This is a genomic window from Aquimarina mytili (assembly GCF_016735115.1).
Lineage (GTDB): Bacteria > Bacteroidota > Bacteroidia > Flavobacteriales > Flavobacteriaceae > Aquimarina > Aquimarina mytili.
This window is the reverse complement of the sequence record NZ_JAERQJ010000004.1, coordinates 280,395-304,697: the sequence shown is the minus strand read 5'-3', so window position 1 is coordinate 304,697 and position 24,303 is coordinate 280,395. Positions and strand designations below refer to the sequence as shown.

Genomic DNA, 24,303 nt, shown 5'->3' with positions numbered 1-24,303 from the left:
TTTGTATGTAATCAAAAAAGGCTCTTCATTTATTCTATGGTAACCAAAATATTTCCCGAGATCAATAAGGTGTATTTTATGGAGACATACACTCTTATTCATATACTATCTGGTAAGGGAGGCATAGAAGTCGATTTTAAAAACTATTATGATTGGAAAGATAAAGTTATTTATCTCGAAAAAGGCCAATACATCAAGTTTCAGTCTGAAAACTTCGTAATCAGAAAAATAGAGTTTCCCAGTCAGGAAAAATTTCAAAATTCTGAAATTAGAGTTTTGTTTAAGCATCTAATTTCTCTAGGATACATTAATCTAATGGAGTGCGATGATTGTCAACAATATCTATCCAAAACAGTATTTTCTGATCACACCAGTACAATTCTTGACATTTCTTCTAAACAGTGGTTTTGGCAAAACCCGTTTCATGCCAGTAAAGATGAGTATCAAATTATATTTGACATTAAAGATGTAATCGATAAAGAGTTTAGTAATCACCTTAGTAACCAAGAATTAGTTTCATTTATAAATTCAAAAGGATATAACGCTCAGACCCTTATTAGAAATAAGATTGGCCTTTCTATAAAAGATCTAATGGGTAATAAGCGGCTTACTGAAAGTCAAAGAGAAATTGCTTTTACCGATAAGAGTATCCAGGAAATCTCATTTGATCTGGGATATAAAGATCCTGCATATTTTAATCGAGTATTTAAAAATAATGTAGGGCAAACTCCTAAAGATTTTAGAAAAAACTTTGATTACGAAAACCGAGATGCATTCACTCAAAATATTATAGAACTACTCAAAACACATCACGAGCATGAAAGATCTCTAGGTTTTTATGCTGATAAAATGCATGTATCGGTTAAAACACTCTCTAAGAAGGTAAAACATAAAATGAATACTTCTTTAGGACAATTAATCCGTATGGAACTAATACACACAGCCAAAACAATGCTTCTAGAGGGAGAACCTGTTAATGTGATTTCTCAAAGGTTAAATTTTGAAGAACCCAATCACTTTTCAAGATTTTTCAAACATTATGTGGGAGTATCCCCTTCTGACTTCAAAAATAAAAAGTACAATCTTTAGCGCCTTTTTGGTACGCTTATTTTCTTGTTTGTCACTCATCTTTGCAGTGTAATTATTAATTCACTAAAAAAACAAAAAGATGAATATTAAAGAACAAGTAAAAAAAATGGATGCCATTGTTAGTCAAGGCGCCATTGTAGATGCTGTAAAACAATTTTTTGCAGAAAATGCTACAACTTCAGATTATGGCAGCACTGCCACTGGTAACAAATCACAAATGGTAGAAAAGATGGAAAATTTTGCCGGAGCAATTGCTAAGGTAAATGGAATAAAACATCATCATTCTATTGTTGATGGTAACGTATCTGCTTCAGAATTCACATTTGATTTTGATATGAAAGACAATAGTAAAATCTATTGGCATGAAATCATAAGAAGAGTATGGAATGATGAAGGAAAAGTAGTCCAGGAAGAATATTTCAATGCACAATAATCAAAAATCGTTTAACCTTTAATTACCTTAAAAATGAAAACAATAAAATCAATCATCATAGCCCTTGCCATTTTAATGGGAACCTCTATAGTTGCCCAGGACAACATGGCTAACAATATAGACAATAGCAATATTGCCTTAGAAGGATATAGTCCTGTGTCATATTTAGACTTAGGAATAGCGCAAAAAGGATTAAAACAATATAAATCTACATATAATAAAGTGGTTTATTATTTTACTTCTGAAGAACAAAAAGCTGCATTTGACAAAAATCCTAATAAGTACACTCCTCAATATGGAGGTTTTTGCGCCTTTGGTATATATGCTGGAGCAAAATTCAGACCGGATCCAAATAAGTTTATCGTTAAAGACGGAAAATACTTCTTATACCTTTATAATTTGGAACTAGATGCCCAACAACTCTGGCTTGCCGAAAAAAATCATAATAAGCTAGTATCTGTAGCTAATAAAAATTGGGGAAAGTTAAGTAAAACTCATAATTAATACGTTTTTCTATACGATGAGCAAACATATATAATGTATATTATTTGCTCATCGTAAATTATTTCAAAACCGTCTACTACTATACTAAGTAAACAATTTAGATATTGATGCAAACAAATTCAATTTAATCAGTATCTAATCAAAAAATTCGTGCGTCACATAGTATTCTATCTGACACACGAATTAATAGTTAAGATGATAATTTCCCCCTTGCTCTTAACTATTATAAACAGTTCCAGCCTTCGAAAAAAACCTTCTTTATACAGAGGCAAAACATTTCATATAAATATATATAAAGAAAATTGCACTTTGTATCCATAATATATAGCCGATCGATTTGAATTGATGATAGGCATTTTTGAGTTGATATTTGTAATACCAACCCTATCTAATCCCCTATCCTATGTATATTTTAGAAAGAACCTACATTCTATCCCTAAAAAATGACAACTCGGTAGTTTCTTTTACTATGCCTTTAAAGATTTATAGACATTTGATTCATCAAAAAACAATAACTATAAAACTTTAAATACATGAAAGCTCTTGCATTAATCCTTGTCTTTTTTATTTCTAGCTTTGTTATCAAAGCACAAGAAGAACCCAAAGGAGTAACCATTACGGTTACTGTTCCTAATGTCACCAGCTCAGAAGGTGAAGTACATTTTGGTTTATATGACGAAAATACTTTTATGAAAGCAGCGCCTATACAAGGAGAAAAAAGTATCATAGAAAATGGAGTTGCAAAAATCATCTTTAAAAATGTACCTGCTGGCGTATTTGCTATCTCTTGTTTTCATGATAAAAACGGAAATCAAAGAATGGATTTTGAAGAAAACGGAATGCCCAAAGAAAATTATGGGGTATCGAATAATCAAATGAGCTATGGACCACCAATGTGGGGTGATGCTAAGTTTGAAGTAGGAACCGAAAATTTAGATCTAGAGATTAGAATGTAGAAATTAGTCAAATTCATCAATCAAAAGAAATAAAGTATACTTATGGTATGCTTTATTTCTTTTAAACTCAATTCGATAGATAAAATAAATTTTTAATAAAAAATTAATAAATATTATCGATAGCTTTTCTATTTTTGTGATCTTAAATTTAGGCAATGACTATCACACAATTAAAATATGTACTCGCTGTAGCGGAACACAAAAATTTCACTAAGGCTGCTGAAAAAACCTTTGTAACCCAACCTACGTTAAGTATGCAAATTCAGAAACTTGAAGAAGAGTTGGACATTCTAATTTTTGATCGAAGTAAAAAACCCATTGAACTAACAGAAGTCGGAAACAAACTTGTACAACAAGCTCGTAATATTGTAAACGAAAGTGAACGTATTCAAGATATTGTAGATCAACAAAAGGGATTTATCGGTGGCGAATTTAAACTAGGAGTCATCCCAACAGTAATGCCAACATTACTACCCATGTTTTTAAATAATTTTATAAAGAAATACCCTAAGGTTAAATTAAAAATAGAGGAACTTAATACAGAAACCATAGTAGAACGTCTTATGGATGGTCATTTGGATGCTGCTATTGCTGCCACTCCTCTAGAGAATGAAGGAATCAAAGAACGTGTTTTGTATTACGAACCCTTTGTAGGATATATTCCATCTACGCATAGATTAAATCAAAAGAAAAAGATTGATACTGCCGATCTTGATATTGACGACATGCTTTTATTAGAAGACGGACATTGTTTTAGAGATGGCATTATTAATCTATGTAAAACAAAAAAAAGTTATGATGAAGATCATTTCCAACTCGAAAGCGGTAGTTTTGAAACTTTGGTAAAATTGGCAAATGAAGGTCTTGGAATGACACTTCTACCCTATTTACACACTTTAGATATAAAAAATGATGAAAAAGCGAATCTTCATTATTTTAATGATCCTTCTCCCGCTAGAGAGGTCAGTTTAATCTTTAATAAAAGTGAGTTAAAAATGCAAATCATAGATGCATTACACAATACAATCGCAGGGGTGGTAAAAGGAGCTATTGCTTTTCAGAACGTACAAATTATCAGTCCTCTATCAAAAACAAAAAGCGACTAAAAAGTCGCTTTTTTTTATTATGTTTTTAAATAAATTAAACAAGATTGTAATTCTGGTTGTTTAACAGTCAGAGATTGAATCCAAATTTTTAATTCTTCAATCTCATGCGGAAGTAGTCTGTTTAGTGCTTTTAGAACTTCCTTTGTAAAAAGATTAACATCAAAACTTACTTTTCTAAGTACAGTCTTTGTGTAATCAAACATTGCTCTAGCCATAAATTAATAGGGGTTTAAAATGTTAGGTTTAAACAAGTAATTGTAGGAATAGGCTTACTTTTTTATAATTGTTATACGCTAATATATGTAAATAAAACCAAAAAACATGTGTTTTAGCGCTTATTTAACATCATTAAAAATTGTTATCGCCATCCAAAAGGTCTCCTATACCTCCTAGAATACTGCCTTCGCCCTTACTTTTACCTCCTCCTCTTGGTGCCAAAGCTAATACACGATTAGCTAATCTACTAAAAGGTAAAGATTGCACATATACAACTCCAGGGCCAGTTAAAGTGGCAAAAAATAAACCTTCGCCACCAAAAATGGTATTTTTTATACCTCCAACAAATTCAATATCATAATTTACATCCTTAGAAAATCCAATAATACAACCCGTATCAATCTTTAATTTCTCTCCGTGTTGTAATTCTTTTCTTGCTGTTGTTCCACCTGCATGTACAAAAGCCATACCATCACCTTCTAACTTTTGCATGATAAATCCTTCACCACCAAACAAACCTCTTCCTAATTTTCTTGAAAACTCTATACCTACCGAAACTCCTTTAGCCGCACAAAGAAAAGCATCTTTTTGACAGATAAACTTACCTCCATAGCTTGTTAAATCTATAGGAATAATCTTTCCGGGATATGGTGAGGCAAAACTCACTTTCTTTTTACCAGAAACCTGATTATAAAAGGCTGTCATAAATAAACTTTCTCCTGTTAACAAACGTTTACCAGCACCAAAGATTTTACCGATTACTCCCTGGTTTTTTGCAGAACCATCTCCAAAAATAGTATCCATCTTGATACCATCTTCCATCATCATAAAACTTCCCGCTTCAGCAATTACTCCTTCTTGTGGATCAAGTTCTATCTCTACATATTGCATTTCTTCTCCGATGATCTCATAGTCTATTTCGTGTGCAGTCATAATTAATGTATATTTTTAGTGATTAATGAATTGTTTCTTTATCAGTAAACAATTTTCATAAAGTGTTACAGTATACTCAACATTTTACGATAAACAGCATCAACTCTTAACTTTTACCGTCCATTCAAAATTAAATGAAGAGACTTCTATTCCTTCTTTATTGGTTCCAACAGATTTCATCCACACAGTTTGTCCTTCGCCAGTTTCAATTGTCTTTTTAATAGCATCTTCAACTAAATGCCCATCATTACAAACAAAAGTAATTCGGCCTGTAGCTTTTTTTGTGAAGGTTGCATTATTATTAGCTACAAGCATCGATATTTTTTTTCCGCTATTTCTAATATATCCTGTTACAAGAGCCCCAGTTGTTAATTCTGCAGCCATGCCTTGTACTGCCCAAAACATTGAATTAAATGGGTTTTGATTGATCCATCGATGTTTTACTGTAACAGTACAGTTGTTTCTATCTATTTTCTTTACTCTTACACCACATAACCATGCAGAAGGTAATTTCAATAGTAAAAATGTATTAAGTTTTCCGGGAGTAATATTCATAATCTTTATGTTTTAACTGCTACAATATAGGTAAAAGAACTGGCGGTAAAAAACGCTTTAATTCTTAAATTTATGTTAAATTATGGTACTATGTTTTGCATAATACCTTCTTTTAGATATATATTTGCATAAGAAACTATTATATACTTTTAAAAATGACAGCTACTAATCATAATAATATTTCCACTTTTATACATTTAGGAGTATTTTCAAAATACTTTATTCCTTTTGGAAACTTTATTGTTCCCATTCTTTTATGGACGACTAACAAAGACAAATCGGATTTTATAGATACCAATGGCAAAGAGGCTATTAATTTTCAATTAAGTATTCTATTGTATACTATTTTGCTAGGCATGTTTTCATTTCCATTCTTCATTTTTAATGTTTTTGGAGATGCCACAATTTCAAACTTGCTGCATTTTAATGACATTTCAATTAATTTTTCAAACCCTGGAGGATTTAGAACACTTATAGGTGCTTCATTTATAGGCATAATTGCCTTGATAGGGTTTTTTCTGGAAATAATTTTTATTATCACAGCAGCACTAAAAGCAAATAAGGGCGAAACATACAAGTACCCTCTTTGTATACGATTTATAAAATAATCATCAATCTTTAACCATCAATCATCAATCAAAAAATGAACAGTTTAACTTTTAAAAATTAGTTTTATGAAGATCGAAAACACAAAAGCGCAGATGCGCAAAGGTGTTCTGGAATATTGCATACTTTCTATCCTTAAGGACGATGATGCTTATGTTGCCGAAATTTTGGAAACTCTTAAAGATGCAAAAATGCTTGTCGTAGAGGGCACAATCTACCCTTTACTAACCAGACTTAAGAATGCCGGATTATTGAGCTACCGCTGGGAAGAATCTACCTCGGGACCACCTAGAAAATATTATGGACTCACAGAAACCGGAAAACTATTTCTAAAAGAACTAAATACCACTTGGAACGAATTACAACATGCTGTAAATCTGGTAACCAAACAAAAAAAGAAGTAACATGAACAAGACAGTTAATATAAATTTAGCAGGCATATTTTTTCATATAGATGAAGACGCATACCTAAAATTGCAACGTTATCTAGAAGCCATAAAACGATCTTTTACCGATTCGCAAGGGAGAGATGAAATCATTGCTGATATAGAAGCCAGAATTGCAGAATTATTTAGTGAAAAAATAAAAGATGAACGCCAGGTTATTGGTAATGAAGAAGTAGATCAGGTCATTGCCGTAATGGGGCAACCAGAGGATTATAGACTAGATGAAGAAATCTTCGAAGACGAACCAAAAGCTGGACAAGATAAGGCAAAAGCATCAAGACATCTTTATAGAGATACGACCAACTCTTATGTAGGAGGAGTAAGTTCAGGGATTGGTCATTATTTAGGCATAGACCCTATATGGATTCGGTTAGCTTGGATATTATTTACAATCTTCTCTAGTGGAGCCTTTATACTAATTTATATAGCATTCTGGATTTTTGTTCCCGAAGCAAAAACTACCGCCGATTTTTTGGCAATGAAAGGAGAAGCTGTAAATATTAGTAATATCGAAAAGAAAATAAAAGAAGGTTTTGATGATGTTGCCGATACGGTGAAAAATGTAGACTATCAAAAATACAGTGATAAAGTAAAAAGTAGTTCAACCACATTTTTTGAAGCCTTAGGAGATGTACTACTGGTTTTATTGAAAATATTTGTAAAGTTTATTGGTGTATTACTAATAATAGTAGCAGGAATTACGCTAATTAGCCTATTTATTGGATTATTTACATTAGGAACTTTCGGATTTATGGATACCCCTTGGGTAGAATATTTTGAAGTAGGCAATCACCCCGAAGCTCCTCTCTGGTTATTATCGTTATTGACATTTTTTGCAGTCGGAATCCCATTCTTCTTTTTATTTATCCTTGGATTACGAATTTTGATTAACAATTTAAAATCTATAGGTACACCAGCAAAACTTGGGTTATTAGGAGTATGGATCATCTCAATAATAGGATTGGCAGTTCTTGGTGTTAGACAAGCAACACTAGAGGCATATGATGCCGAAATTATTACAGAAAAGAAACTATTGCCTGTTACGAGTAATGATACATTAACCATCAGAATGGAGAGCAACAATAGATATGTAAAACATCTTCAGCATAGAAATGATTATAAAATCAAAAGAGATGAACAAGGCAACCGAGTAATTGTAATTCAAGATGTAGAATTATATTTTAAAACTTCGAAAAGAGATTCTGTTGTAGGTATTTCTATAGAAAAGAAAGCCGAAGGCATATCCTATGACGAAGCCTCACAAAGAGCCGAAGATCTTAAGTACGCATACGAATTAGAAGGCAACACCTTATTATTAAATGGGTATGCAATTACAGATTACTCAAATAAATATAGAGACCAAGAAATCAATATCATACTTACATTGCCAGAAGGAATTACTGTGTTTGCCGAAGAAAATACCTCTCGATATAACAACACATGGAAATATGATGATTATATCACCATCGATGACAAGGAAGGTCGATTTATCAAAGTCGTAGACGGAAATTTTGAATGTAATGATTGTCCAGAGGAAGAAAATGAATGGGAATACAAAGAAGGGCAAGATGATGATGAAGTAAAAATAAATATCAACTCAGAAGATCAAAATACAAATCTTAAAATCGACGAAGATGGTGTTCGCCTCAAAAGCGAAGAAGTCGACATAAAAATAGACGAAGACGGTATAGAAATCAAAACCGATAATTAAATCAATCTTTGCTCAAAAGGCAAGATCAATCAAAAAACGAACAGTAAAAAATTTAAAACGCAAAATTATGACCACACTAGCCAAAATTTTAGTAACCTTTTGTTTATCTCTAGCATGTTGCTCATGCAATATGGTGTTTGATGGTATTAAAGGACAAGGAGAAGTAGTAAAAAAAGAAAGAACCATTAATGAAAACTTTGACGCTATAAAAGCAAGCAGAGGATTAGATGTAATTCTAATTAAAGATCAAGACAGAAAAGTAATCGTTGAAGCTAATCAAAACTTACACGAGCACATCGAGGTATATGTAAAAGAAAACACATTGCATGTAACTTCTGATCAAAACATATATTTTGCAGACGAAAAAAACGTATATGTTTCATATGACAAGCTCAATCAATTAAAAGTAAACAGTGGAGCAAGTATAACTTCAGAAGGGCGTTTGGTACAAAAAGATATCGAACTGAGTGCCACAAGTGGTGCAGACATTAAATTAGACGTCAAGGCAGAAACGCTAACCTCTTCGTTAACTAGTGGTGCAATGATAGACTTATCAGGAAAAGTGAATTTTCATAAAGCAAATGCAACCAGTGGAGCCAATTTGAGAGCAAAAGACCTTTTAAGCCTTGTTTCTGAAGCCAAAGCAACAAGTGGTGCTTCAATTCGAATTCATGCTAAAAACGAATTCACAGGAAAAGCAACGAGTGGTGCAGATGTTGTTTACTATGGAAAACCGGAAAAAGTATCTGAAGTGGATAACTCAGGAGGAAATATAAGACGACAATAACATGACAATCTAACCAACCAATTATTGACCAATCACAGTTAAAACTGCCTAATAATAGCACTCAAAATTCTCTTAGGCAGTTTTTCTATTTAAAATAGATCTCATCAATCTATATCAATCAAAAAACGAACATATGTTATCAAAAATTAATTTTAGAAAAACAATCATCTGTACTTTATGTATTGCACTGTTCTCAGGATTATCCCTTCATTCGCAATCAAATCAAAATATCGAAAGCCTGAAAACAACAATTTTGAAGCTTGACACCAAATTTTGGAAATCCTATAATACATGTGACATCAACACGTTCAAAACTTTTTTTGTAGAAGATTTCGAATTCTATCATGACAAAGATGGACTAACTTCTGGTTTATCAAAGTTGATGAACACTGTAGAGCATAGCCTATGCAATACAGACAATCCAAGAGTACGCAGAGAAGCCGTTAAAGGAAGTATAAACGTATACCCCTTAAACAAATATGGGGCTATAATTACCGGCGAGCATGTCTTTTATGTTTCAGAAAAAGGTAAAGAAGAACGGTTAACAGAAATCGCCAAATTTACGCATGTATGGCAAAATAAAAATGAGGAATGGAAAATGACAAGAGTTTTGAGCTATGATCATCAACCACCAGCACAAGACACTAATAAAAAATAAAGTTCCTTTATAATCCCCTTGTAACTTATTCTAAAATCGAGAGTCTATTTATATTTGTAAACAAGTTTTACGGAGCAGTATACTTAAACATAAAAAAATCTGTTTATAATTATAAATTTCACATGAATATGAGGACATCACTTCTAGTAGTTGTAGGTTCATTTCTTTTATTAGGAAATGTATATGGACAAAAAGAAAAAGTTAAGGGTAATAAAATAGTGAATACAGAAGAACATAACTTAGAAAGTTTTCACACCATAGAAATACATGATAATTTTGAAGTTACACTTGATGAGAGCAGTGATAATCTATTAAAAATTGAAGCTGACAGTAATTTACACGAACTCATCAATTTTGAAATTTCTGATGGTATTTTAACCCTAAAATCGAGTAAAGATTTACGTCGTGCTAAAGCTTTAAATATAGATATCGCATATGCCTCAGAACTTAAAAAAATTATACTCCATGATAAAGTAAATGCAAAATCATTATCGCCAATTACTTCGAGTGATCTTTCTATAGAGGTAAATGACTTGACCGAAGTTTTTTTAACCACAGATTCAGGTAAAATAAGTTGTACAACGTATGGAAAATCTAATGCTGATATACATACTACAGCAAAAGAAGTGGTTTATCAAATTAACGAAAATTCAGAAATAAAAGGAATCGTTACTGCAGACAGTCTTAAAGTAGATTTATATCAAAAAGGAAATGCAAAACTTGAAGGAGAAGTAGCATCTATGCTGGTAAGGGCAGATAACGAAACTAACTTTTATGGCGAAAAACTAAGTACAGCCAAAACTTCTGTAATTGCAGAAGGCACAAGTGATTGTTATATATTAACCAATAAAGAAATAACTATTGAAGCAATTGATAACGCTGAAATCTTTTTACTTGGAGAGCCAAAGATCAATATCAATGTTTTTTCTAATGAGGCTACATTATTCAAAAAAAATATAGACTACGTTCCTAGTAAATTTAGGCTTAATTAGAATAATAAACACATCTTCGAGTGCATTACCAAAAGGTATAAGTTAAGGGTAAATGGTTCTATTATTTTATAATATACCTTATTACTAATAAAAAAGCATCGCGATATGATCACGATGCTTTTTTATTTTCAATTTTTCATATGCTTTATGCAGAAACTTCGGCTCCAGTTTCTACAGTAGCGAGATAACGTTCTGCATCTAATGCAGCCATACAACCTGTACCTGCAGCAGTAATTGCTTGTCTATATTCTTTATCTTGCACATCACCAGAGGCAAACACTCCTGGGATATTAGTTTTAGTCGATTTACCTTCGGTTATGATATATCCGGTATCATCCATATCTATCTGACCTTTAAAAATCTGAGTATTTGGCGTGTGACCAATAGCGATAAACAGTCCTGTGATGTCAATTTCTGTCTTTTCTCCAGTTTGATTATTTACCATTCTAAGCCCTTCAACAACCTGATCTCCTAACACCTCATCAACTTCAGTATTATACAATACTTTTATATTAGGTGTATTCTCTACTCTATGTTGCATCGCTTTAGAAGCTCTCATATAATCTTTACGCACCAACATCGTAACATTAGTACAAATATTAGCTAAATATGTTGCCTCTTCTGCTGCGGTATCTCCCGCTCCAACGATCGCTACATCTTGTCCTTTGTAAAAGAATCCATCACAAACCGCACATGCAGATACACCACCTCCACGTAATTTTTGCTCACTTGGTAATCCTAAGTATTTGGCTGTAGCTCCAGTAGAAATAATAACCGTTTCAGCTTCAATTTCAGTAGTATTGTCTACCGTTACTTTATGGATCCCTCCTACTTCAGTACTAAAATTAACTTCAGTAACCATTCCGATACGTACTTCAGTACCAAAACGTTCTGCTTGCTGTTGTAACTGTACCATCATTGTTGGTCCATCAATTCCTTCTGGGTATCCGGGGAAATTATCTACCTCTGTTGTTGTGGTTAATTGTCCACCCGGTTCCATACCTGTATACATAACTGGCTTAAGGTCGGCTCTTGCCGCATATATTGCCGCAGTATACCCTGCTGGCCCTGAACCTATTATAAGGCACTTAATTCTTTCTCTTGTGTCAGACATAATCATTTCGTTTTATCTGATGTAAAAGTAGCAATTTGATCATAAACCTTACATGAAAGTTATTAAGAATTGTTATTAACTCATAAAATTCAACTATAGTTTTTCCTATATAAGTTATATACCTTTAAATTTACGACAACATAAAAGCCATTCTATTAGATTATGACATTTTTTGATGTATTGGATATTTTAGGAACTGTTGCCTTTGCTGCTTCAGGAGCACTAAGTGCTATGAATAGAAGATTAGATCTTTTTGGTATTTTTATTATTGCATTTGTGACTGCCATAGGAGGAGGTACGGTACGAGACATACTTATTGGCAATACCCCCGTTTCCTGGATGCAAAATACAATGTACATTTACTTAATAGGAGGCGTTACTACCTTGTCCATTATTTTGAGAAATAAATTAAATTATCTTAGAAAATCTCTTTTTTTATTTGATACTATAGGTTTAGGGATTTTTACGATCATAGGAGTGGAAATTGGAATACAAGCCAGTTTAGAACCTATAGTCTCTATAGCCTTAGGAGCTATGACCGGGTGCTTTGGTGGGGTCATACGTGATATTTTATGTAATGAGATCCCGGTTATTTTTAGAAAAGAAATTTATGCTACAGCATCAATTGCGGGCGGAATTTGCTATATGGCATTACATTCTCTTAGTGTTAATCAAAACATAATTTACATCTCTACTACCTTATTTATTATTATAATTAGATTATTGGTAGTAAAGAATAAGGTTTCTTTACCCTCTTTTTCAGTCAAAAATTAAAGAACTGTTTGGATACCTTTATACTGATTTTCAAACAGTTTTATAAATCTGTTTGTAGTATGGAACATCAAAGCAAAATAGTCAATAGAAGAAATTTCATAAAAAAAACTTCAGTAGTTACACTCGGTATAGGAAGTATGTTTTCACTATCCGCAAATACCGTTTCTCATCGCTTTTCGAATCAAGATGATAGTAATATTATTGGGCCTAAAGAAGGTTTTTCACCTCAGATAGGAACTTTAGTATCTATGCTAAATTGGATGAGATCCGTTATTTTGGGGCCTGTAAGAGGAATGACCATAAAAGATCTGGATTATTTACACGATCAAAATGCTAACTCTATAGGTGCCATGCTACTACATCTTGCCGCTACAGAACGTTTTTATCAAATTCATACTTTTGAGGGTAAACAATGGGGAGATTGGAGTACTGAGGATCAAAAAAAATGGGGTGTAGCATCAGGATTAGGACAAAGAGCAAGGCAGTTAATAAAAGGAAATAGTTTAGATTTTTATCTATCTCAGTTAAGAGAAATTCGTAAAAACACCTTAAAGGAATTGGCAAAACGTGATGACAAATGGCTTATGACCGTGGATAATGATTGGGGATGGGGACCTACAAATAACTATTGCAAATGGTTTCATGTTTGTGAGCACGAATCCAATCATAACGGGCAAATTAAATGGATAAGAAGCCGATTACCCTCCAGAAAATAATATCCAAAATCACTTAAAACTACGCATCATAATGAAGTTTCAGCCTAAGACCAAAAACTATAAGACAAAAGTAGAAGAAAGTTTTGAGCGACAGCAATTCATGAAATTGATTAATGCAAAATTAATAGCAGTACAACCCGGATATTGCGAAATACATGTTCCATATGATAGTAATCTTACACAACAGCACGGTTTTTTTCATGCTGGTGTGATTAGTACGATCGCTGACAATACAGCAGGATATGCTGGCTTTTCATTAATGGAAGAAAATTCATCTGTTTTAACCGTAGAGTTCAAAATTAATTTAATGAGCCCAGGTGATGGAGAATTACTCATCGGAAAATCACATGTAATAAAAAATGGAAGAACACTTACCATTTGCAAATCAGACGTATATATTGTAAAAAATAATAAAGAGAAATTATGTGCTTCGGCTCAATTAACATTGATAGAACTCAAAAATAGTCCTGACAAAATCTAAAAAACCTATAGGTTGTATTTTAGAACAAATGATACTCATTTCCGCGGACTTTTATGCTTAATTTGGCAATTTAAAGTCATTAAATCCGTACTTTTGCGCAAAATTTAATACGTCTCAATGAGAATCTTATTCTCTATACTATTATTTACCACTTTTGCTATACGACCAGCAATGGAAATTAGTACTGTTTTGTATTATCAACTCAATATTGATACCATAGTAGAAAAGTATTGTGTTAATAAAAAGAGACCTAGATTAAATTGTAACGGGAAATGTTATTTAATGAATCAAATGAAGGCAAAAAAACAACCTTCAACTGAAAACTCTGAAACCACTTTAATTTCTGAAGCCTTTATCCCATTATTCTTTCAGGAGAGCACATTTCAATTAAAGAATACCGTTACCAACTTTGACATAATTTCACATAACTGGAAATCTCATCATCTGCAATTATTGGAGATTTCTGATACTATAGACCACCCACCGCAGTATATATAAATTCATACAAGCTTATTTTTCTTTTATAAATCCGACAATGGATTTATAAGCAACTCATTATGAATAATTTTTAGGGAAATTTAATATGTTGATAGGTCCCTAAAACAACTATATACAACAACTAATGAAAAAAATATTCGTTATAGCTATACTCCTATGTATAGGATTCTATAGCCATGCACAACAATCAAATCAAGCAGAAACGATAAACGAAGTAACCTCTGAAGAAATTTTAGATGAAGTTATCGTAACATCTGCAAGTAGAGAAGTCCAAAAACGTTCAGAAGTACCTGGTTCAATTTCGACTATAAACGCAAAAACTATCGAAAACACCAAGGCTTTTGGTATTGATCAATTAGTGAATCAAGTTTCTGGTGTTTTTATGTCTACTTCAAGAGCAGCTAGTAATGAACAGCACTTTATGGCCGTACGTTCTCCAATATCCACCAAAGCGTTGTTCTTATACCTGGAAGATGGACTACAAATTCGCCCAACGTCAGTATTTAATCATAATGCCTTGTTAGAAATGAATGATGTTTCTTTTGCTCGTATTGAAGTATTAAAGGGCCCAGCATCAAGTATTTATGGTAGCGAATCTATTGGAGGTAGTTTTAATTTTATTACCAAAAACCCATCAGAAAAACTAAGTGGTAGTGTAAGTTTTCAAGCAAATGATATTGGGTTAACTCGATATGATTTTGAAGTCTCTGACCAAACTAGTAAGAAATTTGGATTTTATCTGGGAGGGCAATACGTTCAACGAGAAAATGGGCCTATAGAACATAGTAATTATGAGAAAACCGCAGTCACATTTAAAACAGTATATGATTTTAATGACACTGCCAAATGGACAACAGTATTTGACCTTATCGATTATCGATCAGATATGAGTGGTTCGTTAAGTGAAGATGATTACAATAGCGGAAATTATGAAAGTGACCAAACATTTACCGAGAGAGAGGCCATTGCTTTTAGAACCAGAACAACATTAGATAAACTATGGAATGATCAGAATAAAACTTCCTTTAATTTGATTATTAGAAATAATCGAATGGATCAAAATCCTTCATACAGGATTCGTCAATTTAGAGAGCTTGGGCAACTTACTGGTTTTGGATCTGGAGAAATAAACTCTAACCAGTTTAAAAGTTACGTTGGTTTAATCCAGCACAAACTAGATTTTAAATTTGCCAATTCATCTTTAATCATTGGTGCCACTGCTGATTATTCCCCTCAAGATTATGTCGCAGAAACAACAGATATAATTGTTGATCCGGAAACCGGAAGAAATTTAGATTTTAGCATTAATGCCAATGATTTCATTCTTAATTATGAAGCAAATATTTTTAATTATGCTTCATTTTTCCAATATGAAATATCTCCTATTGATGCTTTAAAAATCACAACAGCATTACGATATGATAATTTTGAGTATGATTATGATAACTTAGTAGATGGAGTTGTAGGAGTTGATGATTCTGTAGACAACTTCAATAATCTAACTCCAAAACTTGGTATCAATTATAACTTTAATAGGACAACAGGAGTATATACAAACTATTCGCAAGGGTTTACACCTCCACAGGTCTCGACACTATATCGCAATAGAAATGAATTAAGAGGAATAAAACCTAGTCGCTACCATAATTACGAATTAGGAGGATATTTTGCTATACCTTCAAAATTAAAGTTAGATGCCGCGGTGTATCTTCTTGATGGAGAAAACACATTAATCACATTAAGGGATGAAGATGATAACTTCTTTAACACTAATGCTGGTAAAACGAGATCATATGGAATTGAATATGGTATCACATGGTTTCCTATAAAAGCGATATCTATAACGCATAATGGTAGTTATGCACAGCATCGTTATATAGATTTTTTTGATCGAGGTGTTGATTACTCTGACACTGACAGAGAAACTGCTCCTAGTCTACTGGGAACTTCTTTAATTACATATCGTAAAAATGTAAATCATGACCTTGGTTTTAGCGTCACAGCCGAGCATGAGTTAGTTGGTGAATATAACACAAGTTTTGAAGGGCAGATTGAAAATGAAGATGGCACTTTTGAGACTGCAATTTATGATGGACATAATGTATTTAACCTTAGAGTAAATATTAATTACAAAGGTTTTGAAGTATGGGGGCATGCACTCAATATTTTTGATGAACTATATGCCGCAAGAGCTTCGTTTAACCGATTTAGAGGAGAAAACAGCTATACAATTGGTAACCCATTAGCATTTCATTTTGGTGCTAAATATAATTTCTAATTAGTAACAAGACCTCATGAGATTAAAAAGATCTCATGAGGTTTAATTATATAAACAAGATGAAAAAAAATGAAAAACTAAATAAATGGCTTTGGAAGTGGCATTTCATTGCTGGTTTGATATCTCTTCCTTTTATAATCTTACTATCTATCACTGGAGGAATCTATCTTTTTAAATCAGATTATGAAACCCCCAGACAACAACATATTAAAGAAGTTGTAGTACAAGGAGCCCCAATTTCTCTTCAAGAGCAATGGCAAATTGCCAATTCAAATGCGATCAAAAAACCTAATAGCGTTGTTTTAACAACTAAGGCAAACCAGGCTACCCAATTTGTTTCTGGCCGTTTTGGTGGCAAAAGTAGTTTGTATGTAAACCCATATAACGGAAACGTTTCTGGAGAGATTATAAGTAGAAACACCGACATGTTCAAAATTAGAAAATTACATGGCGAACTATTGATGGGTAAATATGGCACCAAAATCGTAGAGCTAATTGCAAGTTGGATGGTTGTATTGATTCTAACAGGACTATATATTTGGTGGCCCGCTAGACAGTGGAGTGCTAAAGGCTTTTTTATTCCCAGAATTAAAGAAGGGAAAAGAATATTTTTTAGAGACGCGCATGCGATAACTGGTTTTTGGATTTCTGGTCTACTCATATTGATTTTGGCAGGTGGTTTTCCATGGACCGATGTTTTTGGTTCAAATTTCAAAGAACTTCAGAAGATAACAAATACTGGATTTCCTAAAACTTGGGAAGGTCGCCATTTGCAATCACAACCTAAAGAAGAACCGTTAACCTTGGATCAAATGGTTGCCAAAGCACAAGCCCTTCAATTATCGGGTATAGTAACTTTACATTTCCCAAAAGGGCCAAAAGGAGTGTTTAGCGTTTCAAACCTAAATCCTTCAAATCTTAACACTCAAAAAAAGATTCATTTTGACCAATACTCTGGGAAACAAATCTTATCTAATGCCTGGGATGATGTTGGTGTTCTTATGCGCGGTAGGATGTGGGTTATGGCTTTTCATCAAGGTGAGTTTGGAGCATGGAACTGGTGGTTAATGCTAATAACCGCTATTGCACTAACGACAATGAGTATTTCTGGGCTGATTTCCTATATTTTGAGAAAACGAAAAGGCTCTTGGGGCGTTCCTAAGGTTCCTGCTGCTTTCAAAGTAGGGTATGGTATAATAGTAACTATAATAGTTTTGGGCTTTATATTTCCATTATTTGGAATAAGCCTTATCATACTTTTTATCTTTGATTATATTAAGTTATTAAGAAAGAAACGCAGTATAGCGTTAACAGATTAATGAGATCATGAGAAAAAGCAAATTAGTGCGATTAACTCGCCAATGGCATCGATATCTAGGTGCATTTTTAGGAATTCAATTTTTATTATGGACCTTAGGTGGGCTTTACTTCAGTTGGACCAATATTGATAAAATTAGAGGAGATAATCTAAAAAATGAAAAGCCATATTTATCAAACAAAGCTACTTACCTCTCTCCTTCAGATTTTTTATTGAAGCATCTTAAGCAGTCAGATAGTCTTATTTCTCTTGAACTAACAACAATTTTAGAAGAACCAATTTATCGTCTTCAATTTACAAATGAAGGAAAAAATGAGGTCTTACTTATTAATGCAGAAAATGGAAAACTTAGAAAACCTCTTAACGAGCAGGAGGCTATCAAAGTAGCAAATAATAAACTAAATATTGAAGCCACAGTTACAGATATTGAATATTTGATCAAAACCGGAAATCATCATGAGTATAGAGGGCGACCACTACCTGCTTATGCTATTACTTATGGTAACCCAGCAAACACGACGGTATACATATCAAAAAAATATGGTAATGTACAAACGTTTAGAAGTAATCAATGGAGAGTTTTTGATTTTTTATGGATGCTGCATACTATGGATTACCAAGAGCGTGATAACTTTAATAATATAGTATTACGTGCATTTTCACTCTTCGGAATTTTCACCATTCTTTCTGGATTTACATTATATGTATTAACCTCCAAAACATTAAATAAAAAAAGAAAACCATAGAACCGTTATTTTCAAAGAAAACAGTAAAAAAACAATAGTAACATGCTATCATATATACTGATGACAATAATTATTTTCTGTGTATTTCAGATTATAATTCAGGGTCGCAAAATGGACCAAATAGGAAGACAATATAAAGAGCGTAAACTTCTAGAAAAAAAGGAAAAGTAATATCTTTGAACTTAAGTTATCAGCACTAAACAACTTTAAAATTTTAAATTATGAAATTAACATTTTTATACCTGGTATGTTTGACAATGCTCCTGGGTATATCCTGCAACAAACTTTCTCGAAAAGAACAAAAATTTGACGCTTTAATGCAAGAAGTGATCGATGTACATGATGAGGTGATGCCTAAAATGGGAGAAGTAAGCACCCTTATTAAATATCTTGATCCAAAAATTGACACAACACAGATTGGGCAGTCTCATGCAAAAGCTCAACAAGATTTAAAAGACTCTTATGACTTTATGATGAAGTGGATGAGTGATTTTAGTGATAAATTTCCTCATGAATCTGAGGACAATAAAATGAGTCCCGAAAAGCTTTCTTCTCAAATGAAATTACTAGAAGAAGAAAGAATTGAAGTGAATAAGTTAAGAGACAAAATTAACTCCAGTATTTCTAATGCTAAAAAGCTATTAGAAAAGTCATAGTCGACTGTTGCTTTGTTATTTGCAAAAAAGTTTTACTTTAGCAACTGCAACAAATCATATTAAAATCAATGAAAAATATTATTTTATTAGCCTCTGTTATACTTATTTCTACGTCGTCTGTATATGCTCAGAAGAAAAAGGACCTTCTAGACGAAATAGATAAGCTCAGAAAAGAACTTAAAGTAACTAAAGGTGAATTAAACGATTCTCGTAACAAAGAAAAAGCTACACTAACGCGTGTAGAAACTATGGAAGCGCAGGTAAAGGATCTTAAAGAAACCAACGCTTCACTATTGACTAACATGGGAAGCTTTACCGAACTTTCGAAAAAGAAAGCGCAAAATCTCGAAAAGTCTCTAGAGAGTCTTCAAGAAAAAGACAAGCAAATTAAAGTCATTAATGATGCTATCAGCAAGAATGATTCTATTAAACTTGCAACCCTTACTATACTTAAAAATGCGTTAGGAAGTGATGCAAATATTGCCGTAAAAAACGGAACCGTTTTAATTACAATAGCAAATACACTTTTGTTTGGCGAAAATGATAAGAGCTATGCAGTTACTGATAAGGCAAAAGGACTTTTAGGAAAAATTGCAACAGCTCTAAACAAAAAAGCTGATTTGAAAATAACAGTTGAAGGAAATAGCAATGCACTCAATATTAAAGATAAGAGTATAAGTGATAATTGGGACCTTAGCGCCAAGCAAGCAGCGGCGGTCGTAAGAATGTTACAGAAAGATTTCAAAGTAGATCCAAAAAGAATGGATGTACTAGGAAAAAGCGAATATGGATCCAGTAGTATCGAAACGGCAACTCGTATAATTATCAATCCGCAGTTTGATCAGTTTTATAGTTTGATTAAAGAGAGTATGAAAAATGGTACTAAAGGATAAATAATAAACGATTAACAATACACTATAAAATCCGATCAAAATGGTCGGATTTTTTTGTTTGCCTTTTTGCTCCATGCCCTATGATTTAAAAAATAAAAAGAAAGTTGTATATTTACGTAATTAGTTACGTAAATAGTTTTGTATATGAATTTCTTTGATGATGTGGGTATCATGGCAATAGGTACCCGGCTACGAATGTTAAGTGAAAAAGTTACCGAAGATGCGGCAAAAATTTATCAAATGTATGATGTAGATCTCAAACCAAAATGGTTCCCGGTTTTTTATATATTATCTAATACCGAAACAAGGTCAATTACTGCACTAGCAGATAATATTGGTCACTCTCACCCTTCTGTTAGCAAAATAGTACGTGAAATGATCAAAGCAGGTATAGCGACAGAGAAAAAAGACAAAACCGATAAAAGAAAAAACAACATCCAACTTTCTGATCATGGTAGAAAAATCGCAATCCGAATTGAAGAACAATATACCGATGTAGAAAAAGCCATAGAAGAAATTCTGAATCAAAGTAAAAACAATTTATGGAATGCCATAGAGGAATTCGAATTCTTATTAAATCAACAATCTATCTTACAACGCGTTAAAGAAAACAAGAAACAACGAGAAGCCAAAAAAGTGACCATTGCGCCTTATGAAACAAAACATCATGATTTTTTTAAGCGCCTAAATGAAGAATGGATAACCACCTATTTTAAGATGGAAGAAGCCGATCGCAAAGCTCTGGATCACCCAAAAGAGTACATACTAGATAAAGGCGGGCACATTTTGGTTGCCCTATATAATAATGAACCAGTTGGAGTATGTGCATTAATAAAAATGAATGATGCAAATTATGATTTTGAACTTGCAAAAATGGCTGTATCTCCTATAGCTAAGGGAAAGGGAATAGGTTGGTTACTTGGCGAAGCTGTTATACAAAAGTCAAAATCTTTGGGAGCAAAAAAACTATACCTGGAGAGTAACACCGTTCTAAAACCCGCTATAAACCTATATCAAAAACTTGGTTTCAAAAAAGTAATGGGGCATTCAACTCCATATGAACGATGTAACATTCAAATGGAATTAATACTTCACTAAAGATAAAATGGATAACAACATAGAAGGTATAGAATAATTGATGTTCTTTAGAAACATATCCAATTTTTTCAACTAAATTCACAAAATCAAGATTCGAAAAATTAACAACTCGCAATTGTAATATGAAAACAAAATCGATAGGACTTTTTACTGGCCCCATTCTATTTTTGTTAATTTTATTCTTTTTCAAAGCCGAAGGTTTACCGCGAGAAGGAACAGCTACTTTTGCTATTGGCACTTGGATTGCCATTTGGTGGATAACTGAAGCTATACCAATTTCAGTAACAGCGTTATTACCTTTTATATTATTTCCAATCACTGGTGTTATGCCTGTAAAAGGGGTATCTGCAGCCTTTGCAAATCAAATGATTTTTTTATTTCTAGGAGGTTTTATCCTGGCTGTAGCCATAGAAAAAACAAACCTTCATAAACGCATAGCTCTTAATATCATTTACGCCATAGGAAGCAATTGGAATAAAGTTATTTTAGGTTTTATGATTGCCACAGCTTTTTTAAGTATGTGGATATCTAATACAGCAACAGCCGTAATGATGCTCCCAATAGGTTTAGCCGTAATTTCTCAAATACAAACCGATGATCATATTAAAAAAAACATGGGACAATCATTAATGTTGGGGATTGCTTATGGTTGTTCGATTGGTGGTATTGCAACTATTATCGGCACCCCGACCAATGTAATTTTTGTGGGTATAGTCGAAGATCTATACGGTCAGACAATTTCATTTACACAATGGATGTCTGTAGGTCTTCCTTTTTCCATTTTAATGTTAGGAATAGGTTGGCTATATCTAACTAAAATCGTGTTTCCTGTTTCAGTAGAAGGTATCCCTGGAGGAAAAAAAGCAATTGCCACACAACTTAATGCACTTGGAAAAGTTTCCTATAAAGAAAAATCTGTACTAATTGTATTTATAATAGTAGCACTATGCTGGATTACTAGTTCTCTTTTTCTTAAAAAGATTATTCCAGGAGTTAATGATACTTTAATAGCAATAGCTGGAGCAATTACACTTTTTGTAATTCCATCGGGAGAGTCTAAAAAAATTGGAATTATTAGTTGGCAAACAGCAGAAGATATTCCATGGGGTATTTTATTATTATTTGGCGGAGGATTAGCCCTTGCCGAAGGGTTTAAAGTTTCGGGCCTAGCCAAGTGGATTGGCAGTCAACTTACAATGTTTGAAGTATTTCCATCTATTTTGCTCATATTAGCAATCATAGTCGTTATTAATTTTCTAACCGAAATCACTTCAAATGTTGCTACAGCGGCTATGCTAATGCCAATACTAGCTGCTTTAGCTTTATCCATTGATGTGCATCCTTATTTCTTAATGGTAGCAGCAACCATATCAGCTTCTTGCGCATTTATGTTACCCGTTGCCACTCCTCCTAATGCAGTAGTATTTGGTTCAGGCCTACTAACCATTCCCGTAATGATAAAAGCGGGCTTTTGGATGAATATAATATCTATACTCGTTGCTACGATTTTGGTTTATTTCATTTTACCTAATGTATGGAATATTGATATCACACTTTTCCCAGAAATATTTAAATAATATACTTATGAAAATTCTTGTAGCGCCCGATAAATTTAAGGATTCGTTGAACGCTACAGAACTATGTGATGCTATTGCTAGTGGAATCAATAAATTCAATCCAAACATTGAGGTGATTAAACATCCTCTTGCAGACGGTGGTGATGGAACCTTGAATATACTGGATCAACATCTTAATTTAGATACTATTTCTGTACCTATAAAAGATCCTTTATTTAGAACCATAAAAGCCAGTTATAAAAAAACCAACACTGTTGCATATATCGAAATGGCTGAAGCATCAGGCTTAGCCCTTCTTAATGAAAATGAACGCAATTGCATGCATACGACATCTTATGGTACCGGTCAATTGATTTTGGATGCTATAACAAAAGGTGTAAAAACTATCTACTTATCTCTTGGCGGTTCGGCCACATGCGATGCTGGCATAGGTCTAGCTCAGGCTTTAGGATATACATTTGTCAATCAAAATAACGAGTCATTGAAGCCTATTGGTGCAAATCTTGGAAAAATATATACCATACGACCTCCCAGAAATAAAAACATTTTAAACAAAGTAAACTTTATTAGTCTTTGTGATGTTGATAATCCCTTATTTGGTCCACAAGGCGCTTCTCATATGTTTTCAGCTCAAAAAGGAGCCAATACAAAAGAGATTATCATTTTAGATAAGGGACTATCTCACTTTGCAGCTGTAATCGATAATCAATTAGGTAAAAATATTACAAATATACCCGGAGCAGGTGCTGCTGGTGGAATTGGTGGTGGAAGCATTGCTTTCTTAAATGCTAAACTTCAATCAGGAATCAAAACAATATTGGAAATCACTCAATTTTCAAAAAAAATAGAGAAAATAGATTTGATATTTACAGGAGAAGGTAAAATTGATCAACAAACTTTAAATGGTAAAGTTGTTTTTGGAGTCTCCCAACTGGCGAAGACAAAAAATATCCCTACATATGTCATTGCAGGAACATCAGACTTATCAATATCGGAAATAAAATCCATAGGCATTACAAGTCTTAAAACAGTTTTATCTGCAAGCAAGGATAAACATGAAGCTTTTACAAATACTAAACATATTGTTGAAAAACTGGCTTTTGAAATGATGAAACAAAAATTATTGACATAAACCTATATATTTTAATACTAGTAGTAACAA

General features: G+C 33.0%; 27 protein-coding genes. 23 read left to right on the top strand and 4 right to left on the bottom strand.

The genetic code is table 11. From position 1 onward, the window contains the following. The first annotated feature begins 78 nt into the window (after positions 1-78). The 5 genes from JJQ60_RS12640 (at position 79) to JJQ60_RS12620 (ending at position 4,088) form a co-directional block, all read left to right on the top strand. Positions 79-1,089, top strand: a complete 1,011-nt coding sequence (locus tag JJQ60_RS12640; RefSeq protein WP_236669111.1) for a helix-turn-helix domain-containing protein — start codon at positions 79-81, stop codon at positions 1,087-1,089. 79 nt (positions 1,090-1,168) lie between these two features. Further along, positions 1,169-1,522, top strand: a complete 354-nt coding sequence (locus JJQ60_RS12635) for a hypothetical protein (RefSeq protein ID WP_201920403.1) — start codon at positions 1,169-1,171, stop codon at positions 1,520-1,522. A gap of 33 nt (positions 1,523-1,555) precedes the next feature. After that, on the top strand, positions 1,556-2,026 hold the full coding sequence (locus JJQ60_RS12630; RefSeq protein WP_201920400.1) for a YHS domain-containing (seleno)protein: 471 nt from the start codon (positions 1,556-1,558) through the stop codon (positions 2,024-2,026). A gap of 533 nt (positions 2,027-2,559) precedes the next feature. Continuing rightward, a complete protein-coding gene (locus JJQ60_RS12625; protein WP_201920397.1) occupies positions 2,560-2,982 on the top strand; it encodes a DUF2141 domain-containing protein in 423 nt (140 codons plus the stop codon). A gap of 155 nt (positions 2,983-3,137) precedes the next feature. Further along, a complete protein-coding gene (locus JJQ60_RS12620) occupies positions 3,138-4,088 on the top strand; it encodes a LysR substrate-binding domain-containing protein (protein WP_201920394.1) in 951 nt (316 codons plus the stop codon). Between the two features lie 17 nt (positions 4,089-4,105). On the opposite strand, the gene JJQ60_RS12615 is transcribed toward JJQ60_RS12620, so the two are convergent. The 3 genes from JJQ60_RS12615 to JJQ60_RS12605 form a co-directional block, all read right to left on the bottom strand. Beyond that, the gene (locus JJQ60_RS12615) at positions 4,106-4,303 is read right to left on the bottom strand and encodes a hypothetical protein (protein ID WP_201920392.1); all 198 of its coding nucleotides are present in this window, start codon (positions 4,301-4,303) and stop codon (positions 4,106-4,108) included. Between the two features lie 133 nt (positions 4,304-4,436). Beyond that, the gene (locus JJQ60_RS12610; protein ID WP_201920390.1) at positions 4,437-5,237 is read right to left on the bottom strand and encodes a TIGR00266 family protein; all 801 of its coding nucleotides are present in this window, start codon (positions 5,235-5,237) and stop codon (positions 4,437-4,439) included. A gap of 99 nt (positions 5,238-5,336) precedes the next feature. Continuing rightward, the gene (locus JJQ60_RS12605) at positions 5,337-5,792 is read right to left on the bottom strand and encodes a DUF4442 domain-containing protein (RefSeq protein WP_201920388.1); all 456 of its coding nucleotides are present in this window, start codon (positions 5,790-5,792) and stop codon (positions 5,337-5,339) included. Between the two features lie 155 nt (positions 5,793-5,947). On the opposite strand from JJQ60_RS12605, the gene JJQ60_RS12600 reads away from it, so the two are divergent. From JJQ60_RS12600 to JJQ60_RS12575, 6 genes are all read left to right on the top strand, one after another. Next, positions 5,948-6,400: a DUF4870 domain-containing protein gene (locus JJQ60_RS12600; protein WP_201920386.1), complete on the top strand. Its 453-nt coding sequence runs from the start codon at positions 5,948-5,950 to the stop codon at positions 6,398-6,400. Between the two features lie 66 nt (positions 6,401-6,466). Further along, entirely contained in the window at positions 6,467-6,802 is a 336-nt protein-coding gene (locus JJQ60_RS12595; RefSeq protein WP_103866433.1) for a PadR family transcriptional regulator, read from the top strand. Between the two features lies 1 nt (position 6,803). After that, positions 6,804-8,555, top strand: coding sequence for a PspC domain-containing protein (locus JJQ60_RS12590; RefSeq protein ID WP_201920383.1), 1,752 nt, complete (start codon positions 6,804-6,806; stop codon positions 8,553-8,555). Between the two features lie 67 nt (positions 8,556-8,622). Then, the gene (locus JJQ60_RS12585; protein WP_201920380.1) at positions 8,623-9,342 is read left to right on the top strand and encodes a head GIN domain-containing protein; all 720 of its coding nucleotides are present in this window, start codon (positions 8,623-8,625) and stop codon (positions 9,340-9,342) included. Between the two features lie 133 nt (positions 9,343-9,475). Then, positions 9,476-10,000 (top strand): nuclear transport factor 2 family protein, encoded by a 525-nt coding sequence (locus tag JJQ60_RS12580; RefSeq protein WP_201920377.1) that lies wholly within the window; start codon positions 9,476-9,478, stop codon positions 9,998-10,000. 128 nt (positions 10,001-10,128) lie between these two features. After that, a complete protein-coding gene (locus JJQ60_RS12575) occupies positions 10,129-10,992 on the top strand; it encodes a GIN domain-containing protein (RefSeq protein ID WP_201920374.1) in 864 nt (287 codons plus the stop codon). A gap of 145 nt (positions 10,993-11,137) precedes the next feature. On the opposite strand, the gene trxB is transcribed toward JJQ60_RS12575, so the two are convergent. Beyond that, positions 11,138-12,106: a thioredoxin-disulfide reductase gene (gene trxB / locus JJQ60_RS12570; RefSeq protein WP_201920370.1), complete on the bottom strand. Its 969-nt coding sequence runs from the start codon at positions 12,104-12,106 to the stop codon at positions 11,138-11,140. Positions 12,107-12,268: 162 nt separating this feature from the next. Here trxB and JJQ60_RS12565 point away from each other — a divergent pair, with 162 nt between their 5' ends. From JJQ60_RS12565 to JJQ60_RS12510, 12 genes are all read left to right on the top strand, one after another. Beyond that, positions 12,269-12,880, top strand: coding sequence for a trimeric intracellular cation channel family protein (locus JJQ60_RS12565; protein ID WP_201920367.1), 612 nt, complete (start codon positions 12,269-12,271; stop codon positions 12,878-12,880). A gap of 59 nt (positions 12,881-12,939) precedes the next feature. Beyond that, positions 12,940-13,596, top strand: a complete 657-nt coding sequence (locus JJQ60_RS12560; protein WP_201920364.1) for a DinB family protein — start codon at positions 12,940-12,942, stop codon at positions 13,594-13,596. 31 nt (positions 13,597-13,627) lie between these two features. Beyond that, complete coding sequence (locus JJQ60_RS12555; protein WP_201920361.1) at positions 13,628-14,077, top strand: PaaI family thioesterase; 450 nt, start codon at positions 13,628-13,630, stop codon at positions 14,075-14,077. Between the two features lie 117 nt (positions 14,078-14,194). Next, the gene (locus JJQ60_RS12550) at positions 14,195-14,575 is read left to right on the top strand and encodes a hypothetical protein (protein WP_201920358.1); all 381 of its coding nucleotides are present in this window, start codon (positions 14,195-14,197) and stop codon (positions 14,573-14,575) included. Between the two features lie 124 nt (positions 14,576-14,699). Continuing rightward, positions 14,700-16,853 carry a TonB-dependent receptor domain-containing protein gene (locus tag JJQ60_RS12545; protein WP_201920354.1) on the top strand — a complete coding sequence of 718 codons (2,154 nt, stop codon included), beginning with the start codon at positions 14,700-14,702 and terminating at the stop codon, positions 16,851-16,853. 59 nt (positions 16,854-16,912) lie between these two features. Next, on the top strand, positions 16,913-18,172 hold the full coding sequence (locus JJQ60_RS12540; protein ID WP_201920351.1) for a PepSY-associated TM helix domain-containing protein: 1,260 nt from the start codon (positions 16,913-16,915) through the stop codon (positions 18,170-18,172). 7 nt (positions 18,173-18,179) lie between these two features. Continuing rightward, positions 18,180-18,917: a PepSY domain-containing protein gene (locus tag JJQ60_RS12535; RefSeq protein WP_201920348.1), complete on the top strand. Its 738-nt coding sequence runs from the start codon at positions 18,180-18,182 to the stop codon at positions 18,915-18,917. A 221-nt stretch (positions 18,918-19,138) separates the two neighbouring features. Then, entirely contained in the window at positions 19,139-19,573 is a 435-nt protein-coding gene (locus tag JJQ60_RS12530) for a hypothetical protein (RefSeq protein WP_201920345.1), read from the top strand. Positions 19,574-19,641: 68 nt separating this feature from the next. Next, positions 19,642-20,466, top strand: a complete 825-nt coding sequence (locus JJQ60_RS12525) for an OmpA family protein (RefSeq protein WP_201920342.1) — start codon at positions 19,642-19,644, stop codon at positions 20,464-20,466. A gap of 144 nt (positions 20,467-20,610) precedes the next feature. Next, positions 20,611-21,564, top strand: a complete 954-nt coding sequence (locus tag JJQ60_RS12520) for a bifunctional helix-turn-helix transcriptional regulator/GNAT family N-acetyltransferase (RefSeq protein ID WP_201920340.1) — start codon at positions 20,611-20,613, stop codon at positions 21,562-21,564. Between the two features lie 122 nt (positions 21,565-21,686). Then, positions 21,687-23,141 (top strand): SLC13 family permease, encoded by a 1,455-nt coding sequence (locus JJQ60_RS12515; RefSeq protein WP_201920337.1) that lies wholly within the window; start codon positions 21,687-21,689, stop codon positions 23,139-23,141. Positions 23,142-23,148: 7 nt separating this feature from the next. Then, positions 23,149-24,273 (top strand): glycerate kinase family protein, encoded by a 1,125-nt coding sequence (locus tag JJQ60_RS12510; RefSeq protein ID WP_201920335.1) that lies wholly within the window; start codon positions 23,149-23,151, stop codon positions 24,271-24,273. Positions 24,274-24,303: the final 30 nt, after the last annotated feature.

What these genes read in the sequence shown, in the direction of transcription:
- JJQ60_RS12640 (WP_236669111.1), top strand. Translation starts at nt 79, where the DNA reads ATGGAGACATACACTCTTATTCATATACTATCTGGTAAGGGAGGCATA.
- JJQ60_RS12635 (WP_201920403.1), top strand. Translation starts at nt 1,169, where the DNA reads ATGAATATTAAAGAACAAGTAAAAAAAATGGATGCCATTGTTAGTCAA.
- JJQ60_RS12630 (WP_201920400.1), top strand. Translation starts at nt 1,556, where the DNA reads ATGAAAACAATAAAATCAATCATCATAGCCCTTGCCATTTTAATGGGA.
- JJQ60_RS12625 (WP_201920397.1), top strand. Translation starts at nt 2,560, where the DNA reads ATGAAAGCTCTTGCATTAATCCTTGTCTTTTTTATTTCTAGCTTTGTT.
- JJQ60_RS12620 (WP_201920394.1), top strand. Translation starts at nt 3,138, where the DNA reads ATGACTATCACACAATTAAAATATGTACTCGCTGTAGCGGAACACAAA.
- JJQ60_RS12615 (WP_201920392.1), bottom strand. Translation starts at nt 4,303, where the DNA reads ATGGCTAGAGCAATGTTTGATTACACAAAGACTGTACTTAGAAAAGTA.
- JJQ60_RS12610 (WP_201920390.1), bottom strand. Translation starts at nt 5,237, where the DNA reads ATGACTGCACACGAAATAGACTATGAGATCATCGGAGAAGAAATGCAA.
- JJQ60_RS12605 (WP_201920388.1), bottom strand. Translation starts at nt 5,792, where the DNA reads ATGAATATTACTCCCGGAAAACTTAATACATTTTTACTATTGAAATTA.
- JJQ60_RS12600 (WP_201920386.1), top strand. Translation starts at nt 5,948, where the DNA reads ATGACAGCTACTAATCATAATAATATTTCCACTTTTATACATTTAGGA.
- JJQ60_RS12595 (WP_103866433.1), top strand. Translation starts at nt 6,467, where the DNA reads ATGAAGATCGAAAACACAAAAGCGCAGATGCGCAAAGGTGTTCTGGAA.
- JJQ60_RS12590 (WP_201920383.1), top strand. Translation starts at nt 6,804, where the DNA reads ATGAACAAGACAGTTAATATAAATTTAGCAGGCATATTTTTTCATATA.
- JJQ60_RS12585 (WP_201920380.1), top strand. Translation starts at nt 8,623, where the DNA reads ATGACCACACTAGCCAAAATTTTAGTAACCTTTTGTTTATCTCTAGCA.
- JJQ60_RS12580 (WP_201920377.1), top strand. Translation starts at nt 9,476, where the DNA reads ATGTTATCAAAAATTAATTTTAGAAAAACAATCATCTGTACTTTATGT.
- JJQ60_RS12575 (WP_201920374.1), top strand. Translation starts at nt 10,129, where the DNA reads ATGAGGACATCACTTCTAGTAGTTGTAGGTTCATTTCTTTTATTAGGA.
- trxB (WP_201920370.1), bottom strand. Translation starts at nt 12,106, where the DNA reads ATGTCTGACACAAGAGAAAGAATTAAGTGCCTTATAATAGGTTCAGGG.
- JJQ60_RS12565 (WP_201920367.1), top strand. Translation starts at nt 12,269, where the DNA reads ATGACATTTTTTGATGTATTGGATATTTTAGGAACTGTTGCCTTTGCT.
- JJQ60_RS12560 (WP_201920364.1), top strand. Translation starts at nt 12,940, where the DNA reads ATGGAACATCAAAGCAAAATAGTCAATAGAAGAAATTTCATAAAAAAA.
- JJQ60_RS12555 (WP_201920361.1), top strand. Translation starts at nt 13,628, where the DNA reads ATGAAGTTTCAGCCTAAGACCAAAAACTATAAGACAAAAGTAGAAGAA.
- JJQ60_RS12550 (WP_201920358.1), top strand. Translation starts at nt 14,195, where the DNA reads ATGAGAATCTTATTCTCTATACTATTATTTACCACTTTTGCTATACGA.
- JJQ60_RS12545 (WP_201920354.1), top strand. Translation starts at nt 14,700, where the DNA reads ATGAAAAAAATATTCGTTATAGCTATACTCCTATGTATAGGATTCTAT.
- JJQ60_RS12540 (WP_201920351.1), top strand. Translation starts at nt 16,913, where the DNA reads ATGAAAAAAAATGAAAAACTAAATAAATGGCTTTGGAAGTGGCATTTC.
- JJQ60_RS12535 (WP_201920348.1), top strand. Translation starts at nt 18,180, where the DNA reads ATGAGAAAAAGCAAATTAGTGCGATTAACTCGCCAATGGCATCGATAT.
- JJQ60_RS12530 (WP_201920345.1), top strand. Translation starts at nt 19,139, where the DNA reads ATGAAATTAACATTTTTATACCTGGTATGTTTGACAATGCTCCTGGGT.
- JJQ60_RS12525 (WP_201920342.1), top strand. Translation starts at nt 19,642, where the DNA reads ATGAAAAATATTATTTTATTAGCCTCTGTTATACTTATTTCTACGTCG.
- JJQ60_RS12520 (WP_201920340.1), top strand. Translation starts at nt 20,611, where the DNA reads ATGAATTTCTTTGATGATGTGGGTATCATGGCAATAGGTACCCGGCTA.
- JJQ60_RS12515 (WP_201920337.1), top strand. Translation starts at nt 21,687, where the DNA reads ATGAAAACAAAATCGATAGGACTTTTTACTGGCCCCATTCTATTTTTG.
- JJQ60_RS12510 (WP_201920335.1), top strand. Translation starts at nt 23,149, where the DNA reads ATGAAAATTCTTGTAGCGCCCGATAAATTTAAGGATTCGTTGAACGCT.